The organism is Bradyrhizobium sp. Ec3.3 (assembly GCF_000472925.1).
Lineage (GTDB): Bacteria > Pseudomonadota > Alphaproteobacteria > Rhizobiales > Xanthobacteraceae > Bradyrhizobium.
In genome coordinates, this window is sequence record NZ_KI421478.1 from 40,136 (window position 1) to 53,488 (window position 13,353).

Consider the following 13,353-nt stretch of genomic DNA (forward strand, 5'->3'; position numbering starts at 1 on the left):
TTCGCCGGACACCACGCTTCACCCTTCGGGCTCTGCGCGGCTGCGCCACGCGTAGCCCGAAGGGCGAAGCGTGGTGGAGCCAGGCGGGATCGAACCGCCGACCTCTTGCATGCCATGCAAGCGCTCTCCCAGCTGAGCTATGGCCCCTTAACCATCCGACGCGCCTTGGGCAGCGCGTCGGGAAAGACCCAGAACCACAGTTCTGGAATTATCTCAAGTCTCTTCATCGCCTCCGACATCACCAATGATGTCGGTTACGTCCTCATCGCCCTCTTCGTCGTCGGCGATAAAGGTCGAATCATCGTCATCGTCGTCCTCGAGGGTCTCGTCGACCTCGATGTCGTCCTCGGATTCGGGCACGGCCGCCTTGACCTTGCCGGTGTTCTCCTCGGCATCGGCTTCCTCGAGGGATACCATTTCCTCGGTCTCGGCCGGTTCCGGCGTGGTGTCCTGGGCCATGCTGCGCGCTTCGGCGCTGCGGGTCGGGCGCGCTGGCGCTACCGGAGCAATCGGCACCACCTCGCCAGTATAGGGCGAGATCACCGGATTCTTGTTGAGGTCGTAGAACTTCTTGCCCGTGGTCGGGCAAATGCGTTTGGTTCCGAGTTCGGACTTGGCCACGGCAGGAATCCTGGGAATGTCTGAAAAGCGGTGCTTCACTTGGCTAGTTGGCGGCCCGCTGTCAATAGCGCATTGCGGAAGAAAGACATGCCCGTGACGGCGGGCTGACCATGTGGTACCTGCGCGCGCGAGCCCAAGGAGCATTCAAGGTCTACCTGCGGGCATTCAAGGACACAATCTTGACCCATTCCGACCAACCGAGGCCGCTCCAGTCGCGCGCCAGCGGCGCCCTGACCGGGAAAGTACGGGTACCCGGGGATAAGTCGATCTCCCACCGCTCGCTCATCCTGGGCGCGCTGTCGGTCGGCGAGACCCGGATCACCGGCCTCCTGGAGGGCGAGGATGTCCTCAATACCGCCAAGTCCATGCAGGCCCTCGGCGCCGCGGTCGAGCGGACCGGGGATTTTGCCTGGCGCGTGCGCGGGGTCGGGGTGGCCGGCTTTGCCCAGCCCAAGGCGCCTCTGGATTTCGGGAACTCCGGGACCGGCTGCCGGCTGGTGATGGGGGCAGTTGCCGGTTGTCCGATTTCGGCGGTTTTCGACGGCGATGCCTCGCTGCGCACCCGTCCCATGCGGCGGATATTTGATCCCCTTGAGAAGATGGGCGCCAAGGTCATCGCCGTCGTCGAAGGCGGCAAGCTGCCGCTGACCCTGCAAGGCGCGCGTGACCCCCTTCCGATCACCTACAAAACCCCGGTGGCCTCCGCCCAGATCAAGTCGGCAGTGCTGCTGGCGGGGCTGGCTGCGCCGGGAACGACGACCGTCATCGAGAGCGAGGCGAGCCGCGACCACACCGAGCTGATGCTCAAGCATTTTGGCGCCGATATCACGTCGGTGGCGGAGGGCCAGCATGGCCGCCGCATCACGCTCGTCGGCCAGGGCGAACTGCACGGCGCCGATGTCGTGGTACCCGCCGATCCTTCCTCGGCGGCCTTTCCGGTCGTTGCCGCGCTGATCGCCGAAGGCTCCGACGTCGTGCTGTCCGACGTCATGACCAATCCGCTGCGCACGGGTCTCTTCACGACGCTCCGCGAGATGGGCGGCTCGATCGAGGAGAGCGAGGTCCGCGGCGATGCCGGTGAGCCGATGGCGAGCTTGCGCGTGCGCGCCTCGAAACTGCACGGCGTCGAGGTGCCGCCGGAGCGCGCGCCGTCGATGATCGACGAATATCTGGTGCTCGCGGTGGCGGCGTCCTTCGCCGAAGGCACGACCATCATGCGGGGCCTGCACGAGCTGCGGGTCAAGGAATCCGATCGGCTGGCGGCGACTGCCGACATGCTGCGCGTCAACGGCGTAAAGGTCGAGATCTCCGGCGACGATCTGATCGTCGAGGGCAGGGGCCATGTGCCCGGCGGCGGTCTCGTCGCCACGCATATGGATCACCGGATCGCGATGTCGGCGCTGGTGATGGGCTGCGCCTCCGACAGGGCCGTGAAGGTCGACGACACCGCCTTCATCGCCACCAGCTTTCCCGATTTCATTCCGATGATGCGTTCGCTGGGGGCCGATTTTTCATGATCATTGCCATCGATGGCCCCGCGGCCTCCGGCAAGGGCACGCTCGGCAAGCGCCTCGCGCATCATTATGGCTATCGTCACCTCGATACCGGCGTGATCTACCGGGCGGTGGCCCATGCGCTGATACAGGCGGGCGCCGACCTGCGCGACGAGGCTGCCGCCGTCGCAGTGGCTTTGGAACTTGATCCCGAAAAATTCGGCAATCCCGTCCTGAAGACCCAGCAGATTGGCGAGGCTGCCTCGGTGGTCTCCGCAATTCCCAGGGTTCGCGAAGTCCTGGTCAATTTCCAGCGGCAATTCGCCGCCGACCCGCCCGGCGCGGTGCTCGACGGCCGCGATATTGGAACCGTGATCTGCCCCGATGCGGACGTGAAGATCTTCGTCGTCGCCGACCCCAAGGTCCGTGCCCGCCGCCGCACCATGGAGGCGCGGTCGCGGGGCGAGGAGGCCGACGAAGCCGCTGTGCTGGCCGACATCATTGCGCGCGACGAACGCGACCAGAACCGGCCGATCGCGCCCTTAAAGCCGGCCGCGGATGCTTACTTGCTAGATAACTCCCAACTGGATATAGAAGGCGGCGTCCGGGCCGCCATCGACATTATCGAGGCCGTCCGAGCGGGCCGCCCGCGGACTTGAGCCGCGGTCGTCATTGGAGGAAGAGCCCGCTCCCGTTCTTGAAGGTCGATATTCCGATCCCCGTTTTGGGACCGGCGACGATTTGAGGCTCCGGAAACAATTCAACGTATCGAACGCGCGGGCTCTCGCCGGCCCGCTCTTGCTGCTTTCAGGGGAAGCCCCGGTGCAGCGAGCGGTCGCTCGAAGGTTTTGCGGACCTTCCGACACTGCGCGCACGATACGCCCATAAACCCAACGGCCGGCAAGACGTCCGCAACTGGAGAACAAATGGCTTCGACTTCCGCTAGTACCTACAGCCCCTCGCGTGACGATTTCGCCGCGATGCTCGATGAGTCCTTTGCAGGCGGCAATCTGCAGGAAAGCTCCGTCGTCAAGGGCAAGGTTGTTGCAATTGAAAAGGACATGGCCGTCATCGACGTCGGCCTGAAGACCGAGGGCCGCGTCGCGCTGCGCGAATTTTCCGGCCCCGGCCGTGAAAGCGACCTCAAGGTCGGCGACGAGGTGGAAGTGTTCCTCGATCGCATCGAAAACGCCCTCGGCGAGGCCGTGCTGTCGCGCGACAAGGCGCGCCGCGAAGAGAGCTGGGGCAAGCTCGAGAAGGCGTTCCAGAACAACGAAAAGGTCAACGGCGTCATCTTCAACCAGGTCAAGGGCGGCTTCACCGTCGACCTCGACGGCGCCGTGGCGTTCCTGCCGCGCTCGCAGGTGGACATCCGTCCGATTCGCGACGTCGCGCCGCTGATGAACAACTCGCAGCCGTTCCAGATCCTCAAGATGGATCGCCGCCGCGGCAACATCGTCGTCTCCCGCCGCACCGTGCTGGAAGAGACCCGCGCCGAGCAGCGTCAGGAACTCGTGCAGAACCTCGAAGAGGGTCAGGTCATCGACGGCGTGGTCAAGAACATCACCGATTACGGTGCGTTCGTTGATCTCGGCGGCATCGACGGCCTCTTGCACGTCACCGACATCGCGTGGCGCCGCGTCAACCACCCGACCGAAGTGCTCTCGATCGGCCAGACCGTAAAGGTCAAGATCATCAAGATCAACCACGAGACGCACCGCATCTCGCTGGGCATGAAGCAGCTGCTGGACGATCCGTGGCAGGGCATCGAAGCCAAGTACCCGCTGGGTGCCCGCTTCACCGGCCGCGTCACCAACATCACCGACTACGGCGCGTTCGTCGAGCTCGAGCCGGGCATCGAAGGCCTGATCCACGTCTCCGAGATGTCGTGGACCAAGAAGAACATGCACCCCGGCAAGATCGTCTCGACCTCGCAGGAAGTCGAAGTGCAGGTGCTGGAAGTCGATTCCGTCAAGCGCCGCATTTCGCTCGGCCTCAAGCAGACCATGCGCAACCCCTGGGAGGTCTTCGTCGAGAAGCATCCGACCGGTTCGGTGGTCGAGGGCGAGGTCAAGAACAAGACCGAGTTCGGTCTGTTCCTGGGTCTCGAGGGCGACGTCGACGGCATGGTCCACCTCTCCGACCTCGACTGGAAGCTTCCGGGCGAGCAGGTGATCGACAACTACAAGAAGGGCGACGTGGTGAAGGCCGTCGTGCTCGATGTGGACGTCGAGAAGGAGCGCATCTCGCTCGGCATCAAGCAGCTCGAAGGCGACCCATTCGCCGAGCCGGGCGATGTCAAGAAGGGCGCGGTCGTGACCTGCGAAGTGCTCGAAGTGAAGGAAGCCGGTATCGAGGTGAAGATCGCCGGTACCGACTTCACCACCTTCATCAAGCGCTCCGAGCTTGCCCGTGACCGCAACGACCAGCGCGCCGAACGCTTCGCCGTCGGCGAGAAGGTCGATGCCCGCGTCATCCAGTTCGACAAGAAGGCCCGCAAGGTCCAGGTGTCGATCAAGGCGCTCGAAGTCGCCGAGGAGAAGGAAGCCATCGCGCAGTACGGCTCCTCCGATTCGGGAGCGACGCTCGGCGACATCCTCGGCACCGCGCTCAAGAACCGCGGCGAGAACAAGTAAGCCAACCGCTTGTTTCGCAAGCATCAAAGCCCCGGCGTTTCGCCGGGGCTTTTTTGCTGCGCTCCTTCCGGGCTACGCGGCTACCACCCTTGCTTTCTTCAAATTGCGTCGCAATTGATGTATCCAGATAAGCCGATGGTCACGCTGCGCCTGCAAAAGGCGTGAACCCACATTTGGAGATTTTTCGATGTCGCTCGATTCGGACATCATCGTCGATCGCCGCCGGATCCGCCGCAAGCTGACGTTCTGGCGCGTCGCTGCCGCGCTGATCGCGATCGCGGCGATTGCAGGCGTGGCGCTGGTCGCGACGCCGGGCGCGCGCGGCACATTCGCGTCCGCCGGCTCGATCGCGCGCGTCCAGATCGATGGCCTGATCCGCAGCGATTCCGAGCGCACGCAGGCGCTCGAGCGGCTGGAGAATTCGCGCGCGGCCGCCGTCATTGTCCACATCAATTCGCCGGGCGGCACCACCGCGGGCTCCGAGCAGCTCTATGATTCCCTGACGCGGCTGAAGGCGAAAAAGCCGCTCGTCGTGGTGGTCGAGGGGCTTGCCGCTTCCGGCGGCTACATCACCGCGATCGCGGCCGACCACATCATCGCTCAGCAAAGCTCGCTGGTCGGCTCGATCGGCGTCCTGTTCCAGTTTCCGAACGTCACCGATCTCCTGAAGACCATCGGCGTCAAGGTCGAGGAGGTCAAATCCTCGCCACTGAAGGCAGCGCCGAACGGTTTTGAGCCCACCAGCCCCGAAGCGCGCGCTGCGCTCGATGCGCTGGTGAAGGATTCTTACGCTTGGTTCAGGGGACTAGTGAAAGAGCGCCGCGGCATGGATGATTCGCAGCTCGAGAAAGTCGCCGATGGCCGCGTTTTCACCGGTCGGCAGGCGATCGAGCTGAAGCTGATCGACCAGCTCGGCGACGAGAAAACTGCGGTGACATGGCTCGTCGAGCAGAAGGGCGTCAAGAAAGACCTGCCGGTCCGCGACTACAAGCTCCAGCCTCGCTTCGGCGATCTGCCATTCCTCAAAACGGCGGCTACCGTCACGCTCGAAGCCATCGGTTTGAGCTCGCTGGCGCATCAGATCGAGCGCAGCGGCGTCACGCAGGCGGTCGATCGGATCGGTTTGGACGGAATGCTCGCGCTATGGCAGCCGGCCGCGTCAAACTGACCGGGAACCGGGCGAGGTCGAGAGGGTTTTCCCGTTCGGCTTGTATTGTGACAGACCCCCTTTCGGACCTTTGTCACGCACTTTAGCGCGGTCCAAGCTTGATTTAGCGTCTTGACAGATCAAGGTATTTTCACGGAAATGGTCATCCGCACGCTTCCGGGTCCTATCTCTCGATGATCAAATCCGAACTTGTTCAGCGTATCGCCGAGCACAACCCGCACCTTTACCAGCGGGATGTCGAGAACATTGTGAATGCGATCCTCGAGGAGATCGTCGCAGCGCTCGCGCGCGGCGATCGGGTCGAGCTGCGCGGTTTCGGTGCTTTTTCAGTGAAGCATCGTCCCGCGCGCGCAGGGCGCAATCCGCGGACGGGCGCCCATGTGCCCGTCGACCAGAAGAGCGTCCCGTTCTTCAAAACGGGCAAGGAAATGCGCGAGCGGCTGAACCGCGACCATCCGGACCCCGGCGGGCCAGACTAGGGCCGGTGCCCAGGTTTGCTGGGGGGTGGCCGCTTGATGCAGCCACAAGCATGATTCAAGGCGAGCGATCGAGATGCGAAAATTCCTGACCGCGTTGATCGTGATTCCGTTCGGCCTGCTGCTCGTCGACTTCGCCGTCGCCAACCATCATTTGGTCAAGGTCTCCTTCGACCCCTTCAATTCGGCCGATCCGTCGCTGGCGATTGCCCTGCCGCTATTCCTGCTCCTGATTCTGGTGGCTGTCCTCGGGGTACTGGCCGGCGGCTGCGCCGTCTGGTTTGGCCAGCGGCATTGGCGCCGCGCGGCACGCCGCTACGAGGCCGATGCGAGCTCGGCAAGGGCCGAGCTGGCGGATATTCGGGCTTCTACGGCCCCTGCAAGGCCCGATCCGCAGCGGCTGCCGGTCCGCGCCGGAAGCGGCCTTTACGGCCCCGTCGGGCGAGACAAGCAGCGCGCGACGTTGTAGAAGCGGCCGCATCGAAAACCCCGTTTTTCCGGCCGCGCAGTGCACGGCCTCCACACGCTTTGAGACCATGTCCCTGCTCGTCAAGATCTGCGGCCTGTCCACGCGCGAGACGCTTCAAACGGCGCTCGATGCCGGCGCCGACATGGTGGGGTTCGTGTTCTTTCCGCCCTCGCCCCGGCATCTGTCGCTGGAAACCGGGCGCGATCTTGGCCGCCAGGTCAAGAAACGTGCGCTGAAGGTCGCGCTCACTGTGGATGCCGACGACGCGACGCTCGACAACATCATGGACGCGCTCTCGCCGGACGTCCTCCAGCTCCACGGCAAGGAGAGCATCGCCCGGCTGCGTGACATCAAGCAGAAGTTCGGCCGGCCGGTGATGAAGGCGCTGCCGGTCGAGACGTCGGCCGATCTCGCGGTGCTGCCCGGCTACGCGGCGGTTGCCGACCGCATCCTGTTCGATGCCCGCCCGCCGAAGGACGCAACGCGTCCCGGCGGGCTGGGGGCGACCTTCGACTGGCACCTTCTCGAAAATCTCGATCTGACGTTGCCCTATATGGTCTCGGGCGGGTTGCACGCCGAGAACGTCGCAGAAGCCCTTCGCCTCACCGGCGCCGGTGGCGTCGACGTCTCCTCCGGGGTCGAGAGCGCCCCCGGCGTGAAGGACCCGGAGATGATCAAAGCCTTTATTCGCGCCGCGCGCGCCACCCAAGAGTTGAGCGTACGATGACCAAGGCCAAACCAAACTCCTATCGCAGCGGCCCGGACGAGCGCGGCCACTTCGGCATTTTCGGCGGACGCTTCGTCGCCGAAACCCTGATGCCGCTGATCCTCGATCTGGAGAAGGCGTACAACGCGGCCAAGGCCGATCCGGCCTTCCAGGCCGAGATGAATGGCTATCTCAAGAACTATGTCGGCCGGCCCTCGCCGCTTTATTTCGCCGAGCGCCTCACCGAGCACCTCGGCGGCGCAAAAATCTATCTGAAGCGTGAGGAGCTGAACCACACCGGCTCGCACAAGGTGAACAACGTGCTCGGCCAGATCATGCTGGCGCGGCGCATGGGCAAGAAGCGCATCATCGCCGAGACCGGCGCCGGCCAGCATGGCGTTGCGACCGCAACGCTCTGTGCGCGCTTTGGCCTGGAATGCGTGGTCTATATGGGCGCCGTCGACGTCGAGCGGCAGCAGCCCAACGTCATCCGCATGGAGATGCTGGGCGCAAAGGTGTTTCCGGTGCAGTCGGGCACGCGCACGCTGAAGGACGCGATGAACGAGGCGCTGCGCGACTGGGTCACCAACGTGCACAACACCTTCTATTGCATCGGCACGGTCGCAGGTCCGCATCCCTATCCAACGCTGGTGCGCGACTTCCAGTCGATCATCGGCAACGAGACCAAGGCGCAGTTGCAGGAGGTTGAAGGCCGCCTGCCGGATTCGCTGGTCGCCTGCATCGGCGGCGGCTCCAACGCCATGGGCCTGTTCCATCCCTTCCTCGATGATTCCTCCGTCGAAATCTTCGGCGTCGAAGCCGCGGGCCACGGGCTCACGCAACTGCATGCAGCCTCGATCGCGGGTGGCCGTCCCGGCGTGCTGCACGGCAACCGCACGTATCTCTTGATGAACGAGGATGGCCAGATCCAGGACGCGCACTCGATCTCGGCCGGTCTCGACTATCCCGGCATCGGCCCCGAGCATTCCTGGCTGCACGAGATCGGCCGCGTCAACTATCTCTCCGCGACCGACGACGAGGCGCTCGCAGCATTCCAGCTATTGTCGCGGCTCGAAGGCATCATCCCGGCGCTGGAGCCTGCGCATGCCATCGCCAAGGTGATGGAGCTCGCGCCGAAGCGGCCCAGGGATCACCTGATGGTCGTCAATCTCTCCGGTCGCGGCGACAAGGACGTCCCGCAAGTCGGCGATATCCTGAGGGGCAAGAGCAAGTGACCACGCGTATCGACACCCGTTTTGCCGAGCTCAAGAAGCAGGGCCGCTCGGCTTTCGTCACTTTCGTGATGGCCGGCGATCCCGATCCGGCGACGTCGCTCGAGATCATCAAGGCGCTGCCGAAGGCGGGCGCCGACGTGATCGAGCTCGGCATGCCCTTCACCGATCCGATGGCCGACGGCCCGTCGATCCAGGCGGCCGGCCTGCGCGCGCTCAGGGCCGGCATGACGCTGAAGAAGACGCTTGAGCTCGTGCGCGGCTTCCGCAAGGACGATGATGCCACGCCGATCGTGCTGATGGGCTACTACAATCCGATCTACATCTACGGCGTCGGCAAGTTTCTCGCCGATGCAAAGACTGCCGGCGTTGACGGCCTGATCATCGTCGACCTGCCGCCGGAAGAGGACAACGAACTCTGCCTGCCCGCGATGAAGGCCGGCCTCAATTTCATTCGCCTGGCAACACCGACGACCGACGACAAGCGTCTGCCGGCCGTGCTCGCCAACACCTCGGGCTTCGTCTACTACGTCGCCATCACCGGCATCACGGGTGCGGCGGCTGCGGACGCTACGGCGGTGAGCGAAGCGGTTGCCCGCATCAAGCGGCATACAAAGCTGCCGGTCTGCGTCGGCTTCGGCATACGGACGCCGGAGAACGCCCGCGCCATCGCCTCGTATGCCAATGGCGCGGTGGTCGGCACGGCGCTGGTCGATGCCCTCAAGAACAGCCTCGATGCGGAGGGGCGCGCCACCGGCAAGACCGTTAACGCCGTCGCCGAGTTGACCGCATCCCTCGCCCAGGGCGTGCGGGGCGCGCAGCAGGCGGCGGAATAGGTCATAATTCCGCTTCTAAAGCGCGATGAGATTGGCCTGAATCGTCATCGCGCTTTAGGCTATTGTTTGAGCATGATCTTTTCGGAAAACCGCTTCACACTTTTCCGGATCATGCTCTAACGCGGATCACACGGCGGCTTGCCGGGGAAAGTCCCGGCCGCCATATATCCCTTCAGGCGATCCCGAGGCGGGATGGCTAATCGGAGCAAACCATGAACTGGCTCACCAATGTGGTCCGGCCGAAGATCCGCAACATGCTGCGGCGGGAGACGCCGGAGAATCTGTGGATCAAATGCCCGGATTCCGGGCAGCTCGTGTTCTACAAGGACGTCGAGGCCAACCAGTTCGTCATCCCCGGCTCGAACTATCACATGCGCATGGGGTCGGTGGCGCGCCTCAAGTCGATCTTCGACAACGAGACCTGGTTCGACGTCGCTCTGCCGGAGGTCGCTCCCGATCCACTGAAATTTCGCGACGAAAAGAAATATGCCGACCGCATCAAGGATGCGCGCGCCCGTACCAATCTGAACGATGCGATCAAGGTCGGCTACGGCAAGCTCGAAGGCGCCGCCGTCGTCATCGCCGTGCAGGACTTTGACTTCATGGGCGGCTCGCTCGGCATGGCCGCGGGCGAAGCCATCGTGCGCGGGCTCGAGCTCGCGGTCGAGAAGAAGTCGCCCTTCATCGTGTTCGCAGCCTCGGGCGGCGCGCGCATGCAGGAGGGCATTCTGTCGCTGATGCAGATGCCGCGTACGACCGTCGCCGTGCAGATGCTGCGCGAGGCAAAACAGCCTTATATCGTGGTGCTCACCAACCCGACCACCGGCGGCGTCACCGCGTCCTATGCGATGCTCGGCGACGTGCAGATCGCCGAGCCCGGCGCGCTGATCGGCTTTGCCGGCGCGCGCGTGATCGAGCAGACCATCCGCGAAAAGCTCCCCGAAGGTTTCCAGCGCGCCGAGTACCTGAAGGAGCATGGCATGGTCGACATGGTCGTGCACCGTCACGACCTGCGCCCGACACTGGCGCGGCTCTGCCGCCTCCTGACCAGGTCGCCGGCGCTGGAGGGCGCGTCGAAATCAGCGCAGCCGGTGACGAGCGCGGCGCAGATCGTATCGGCCCCCGACGTGGCGCCGGCCGCACCGCACGCGTGAACGCCTCCGCTGACAGCGCAAAGCCGTCGCTCGGTGACGTGATCGGGCGGCTGTCGGCCCTGCATCAGAAGCGCATCGATCTCGGGCTCGAGCGGATGCATCGCCTGCTCGAGCGGCTTGGCCATCCCGAGCGCAAGCTGCCGCCGGTGATCCATATCGCCGGCACCAACGGCAAGGGCTCGACACTCGCATATCTCCGCGCCACGCTGGAAGCAGCAGGCCTGCGCGTTCACGCCTATACCTCGCCCTATCTGGTCCGGATCAACGAATGCGTCCGGCTCGGCCGCGTTGGTGGCGGCGTGCTGGTCGGCGACGACGAGTTGCGGGCCGCGTTTGAAGAGGTCGAACGCGTCAATGCCGGTGAAGCCGCGACCGTGTTCGAGCTCAAGACCGCCGCCGCCTTTCACCTGTTCGCGCGAAATCCGGCCGATGTGGTGCTGCTCGAGGTCGGCCTCGGCGGGCGGCTCGATTCGACCAACGTGATCGACGCGCCGCTCGCCTGCGTGATCACGCCGATCAGCATGGATCACACGGATTTCCTTGGGCCGACGCTCGGCTCGATCGCCGGCGAGAAGGCAGGCATCATCAAGCGCGGCGTGCCCGTGATATCGGCCGAGCAGACGCCGGAGGCGATGGCCGCGATCGAAGCGCAGGCCAGGCGCATGCGCGCGCCACTGTTTGCCGCCGGCGAAAGCTGGCACGTCAATGTCGAGCACGGGCGTCTCGTCTATTCCGACGATCGCGGCCTGATGGATCTTGCGGCGCCGCGCCTGTTCGGCCGTCACCAGTTCGACAATGCCGGCCTTGCGATCGCGACGCTGCGCGCAGTCAGTGCCTTCAAGATCAATCATGCGGCGTTCGAAGCCGGAATCGTCGGTGCGGAATGGCCGGCGCGGATGCAGCGGATCACCTCCGGTGCATTGCTCGGCTGGGGACCGCAGGGCTCCGAGATCTGGCTCGATGGCGGACACAACGCGGAGGGCGGCCGCGTCGCGGCCGCCGCGCTCGGCGATCTCGAGGAGCGGGTCTCGCGTCCCCTGGTGGTGATCGCCGGCATGATGGCCAACAAGGACGCGCAAGGCTTTCTCGCCAATTTCGCCGGCCTCACCCGCCACATCATCGCGGTACCCATCCCGGAGACCGAGAACGCCATGCCGGTCGACCGGCTCGCGGATGCCGCGCGCAGTTTTGGTATGCGCGTCGAGACCGCGCCCGGCATAGAGGCCGCGCTGCGCGCCCTGTCACGGCTCGCCTATGAAGTGCCGCCACGCATCCTGATCACCGGCTCGCTCTATCTCGCCGGCCATGTGCTCGGCATCAACGGCACGCCTCCTGCATAAAGGTCTCGTGTCCCGGCTCTGCAGCGCACCGCGGAAGGAGCGCTGCGCTGCGTCCGGGGCACGAAGGAGAGACCACGATGCACTTTGCCGCGATTGCCGACGTCCACGGGAACTATCTCGCGCTGGAGGCAGTGCTTGCCGACATCCGCGCGCACGGCATCAAAGACATCGTCAATCTCGGCGACATGCTGAGCGGCCCGCTCGATGCGCGTCGGACGATCGATATCCTGATGCCTCTCGACGCCGTGCACGTACTCGGCAATCACGACCGCTATCTCCTCGACCGCCCGCCCGAGAACATGGGCTCATGGGATCGTCCCGCCCATGCGCAGCTGGATAGCGCGCGTCTCGACTGGCTGCGCGCGCAGCCGATGACGCGCGTGTTTCGCGACCAGGTGTTCCTCTGCCACGCGACACCGGAAAACGACGAAGTCTATTGGCTCGATACCGTTCATCCCGACGGGACGGTCGCGATGTCGCCGCTGGACCGCATCGAGCAGTTCGCAAAAGGCATCACGCAATCCCTGATCCTCTGCGCGCACACGCATCTTGCGCGCGCCGTGCGATTGCGTGACGGCCGGATGATCGTCAATCCCGGCAGCGTCGGCAGTCCCGGCTATCGCGACAAGCATCCGTATCCGCACTTCGTCGAGGCCGGCACGCCGCACGCGCGCTATGCGATCCTCGATCTGGTGAACGGCGCCTGGCAGGTGACGTTCCGCCACATCGTTTACGATCACGAGGCGATGGCCGCGCTGGCGCGGCGGAATGGTCAACCGGATCTCGCGCAGGCGCTCGCGACGGGATGGATCAGATAGCCGCAATGAACTTCACAAAACAAAACGGCCGGCATTTCGCCGGCCGTTGTCGAAAATAATCTTGGCTGGGCAAATCAGACGGCAGCGGTGATCCACTGCTGCAGCTTTGCCTTCGGCGCCGCGCCGACCTGGCGGGAGGCCATCTCGCCGCCCTTGAAGATCATCAGGGTCGGGATCGACATCACGCCGTATTTCGACGCGGTCTTCGGGCTCTCGTCGACGTTGAGCTTGACGATCTTGACCTTGTCGCCCATCGCGCCGGCGATCTCGTCGAGCGCGGGTGCGATCATGCGGCAGGGGCCGCACCATTCGGCCCAGAAATCGACGACCACCGGGCCGTTCGCCTTGAGCACTTCGGCTTCGAAATCGGAATCAGAAACCTTACCAACGGCCATGGGGATACC

General features: G+C 64.5%; 14 protein-coding genes and 1 tRNA gene. 12 read left to right on the forward strand and 3 right to left on the reverse strand.

Annotated elements, in window-relative coordinates; genetic code table 11:
• Nucleotides 1-71: 71 nt before the first annotated feature.
• Both YUU_RS0146865 and YUU_RS0146870 read right to left on the reverse strand, forming a co-directional pair.
• Nucleotides 72-147 (reverse strand) — tRNA-Ala (locus YUU_RS0146865).
• Nucleotides 148-213: 66 nt separating this feature from the next.
• Nucleotides 214-621, reverse strand: a complete 408-nt coding sequence (locus YUU_RS0146870; RefSeq protein WP_027528282.1) for a TIGR02300 family protein — start codon at nucleotides 619-621, stop codon at nucleotides 214-216.
• A 179-nt stretch (nucleotides 622-800) separates the two neighbouring features.
• Between YUU_RS0146870 and aroA the strand changes: the two genes are divergently transcribed.
• The 12 genes from aroA (at nucleotide 801) to YUU_RS0146930 (ending at nucleotide 12,949) form a co-directional block, all read left to right on the forward strand.
• Entirely contained in the window at nucleotides 801-2,138 is a 1,338-nt protein-coding gene (gene aroA, locus YUU_RS0146875) for a 3-phosphoshikimate 1-carboxyvinyltransferase (RefSeq protein WP_027528283.1), read from the forward strand.
• Entirely contained in the window at nucleotides 2,135-2,773 is a 639-nt protein-coding gene (gene cmk, locus YUU_RS0146880) for a (d)CMP kinase (protein WP_027528284.1), read from the forward strand. Before aroA ends, cmk begins: the two co-directional genes overlap by 4 nt.
• A 267-nt stretch (nucleotides 2,774-3,040) precedes the next feature.
• On the forward strand, nucleotides 3,041-4,750 hold the full coding sequence (rpsA, locus tag YUU_RS0146885) for a 30S ribosomal protein S1 (protein ID WP_027528285.1): 1,710 nt from the start codon (nucleotides 3,041-3,043) through the stop codon (nucleotides 4,748-4,750).
• Nucleotides 4,751-4,937: 187 nt separating this feature from the next.
• Nucleotides 4,938-5,918, forward strand: a complete 981-nt coding sequence (gene sppA, locus YUU_RS0146890) for a signal peptide peptidase SppA (protein WP_027528286.1) — start codon at nucleotides 4,938-4,940, stop codon at nucleotides 5,916-5,918.
• Between the two features lie 173 nt (nucleotides 5,919-6,091).
• The gene (locus YUU_RS0146895; RefSeq protein WP_027528287.1) at nucleotides 6,092-6,397 is read left to right on the forward strand and encodes an integration host factor subunit beta; all 306 of its coding nucleotides are present in this window, start codon (nucleotides 6,092-6,094) and stop codon (nucleotides 6,395-6,397) included.
• Nucleotides 6,398-6,470: 73 nt separating this feature from the next.
• Nucleotides 6,471-6,863: a DUF1049 domain-containing protein gene (locus YUU_RS0146900; RefSeq protein ID WP_027528288.1), complete on the forward strand. Its 393-nt coding sequence runs from the start codon at nucleotides 6,471-6,473 to the stop codon at nucleotides 6,861-6,863.
• Nucleotides 6,864-6,930: 67 nt separating this feature from the next.
• A complete protein-coding gene (locus tag YUU_RS0146905; RefSeq protein ID WP_027528289.1) occupies nucleotides 6,931-7,590 on the forward strand; it encodes a phosphoribosylanthranilate isomerase in 660 nt (219 codons plus the stop codon).
• Nucleotides 7,587-8,804, forward strand: coding sequence for a tryptophan synthase subunit beta (trpB, locus tag YUU_RS0146910; protein ID WP_027528290.1), 1,218 nt, complete (start codon nucleotides 7,587-7,589; stop codon nucleotides 8,802-8,804). Before YUU_RS0146905 ends, trpB begins: the two co-directional genes overlap by 4 nt.
• Nucleotides 8,801-9,637 (forward strand): tryptophan synthase subunit alpha, encoded by an 837-nt coding sequence (gene trpA, locus YUU_RS0146915; protein ID WP_027528291.1) that lies wholly within the window; start codon nucleotides 8,801-8,803, stop codon nucleotides 9,635-9,637. Before trpB ends, trpA begins: the two co-directional genes overlap by 4 nt.
• A 212-nt stretch (nucleotides 9,638-9,849) precedes the next feature.
• On the forward strand, nucleotides 9,850-10,791 hold the full coding sequence (gene accD, locus YUU_RS0146920; RefSeq protein WP_027528292.1) for an acetyl-CoA carboxylase, carboxyltransferase subunit beta: 942 nt from the start codon (nucleotides 9,850-9,852) through the stop codon (nucleotides 10,789-10,791).
• A complete protein-coding gene (locus tag YUU_RS0146925) occupies nucleotides 10,788-12,131 on the forward strand; it encodes a folylpolyglutamate synthase/dihydrofolate synthase family protein (protein WP_027528293.1) in 1,344 nt (447 codons plus the stop codon). Before accD ends, YUU_RS0146925 begins: the two co-directional genes overlap by 4 nt.
• 77 nt (nucleotides 12,132-12,208) lie before the next feature.
• Nucleotides 12,209-12,949: a metallophosphoesterase gene (locus tag YUU_RS0146930; protein ID WP_027528294.1), complete on the forward strand. Its 741-nt coding sequence runs from the start codon at nucleotides 12,209-12,211 to the stop codon at nucleotides 12,947-12,949.
• A gap of 74 nt (nucleotides 12,950-13,023) precedes the next feature.
• Here the strand turns inward: YUU_RS0146930 and trxA are convergent, their stop codons facing one another.
• Entirely contained in the window at nucleotides 13,024-13,344 is a 321-nt protein-coding gene (gene trxA / locus YUU_RS0146935; protein ID WP_027528295.1) for a thioredoxin, read from the reverse strand.
• Between the last annotated feature and the right edge of the window lie 9 nt (nucleotides 13,345-13,353).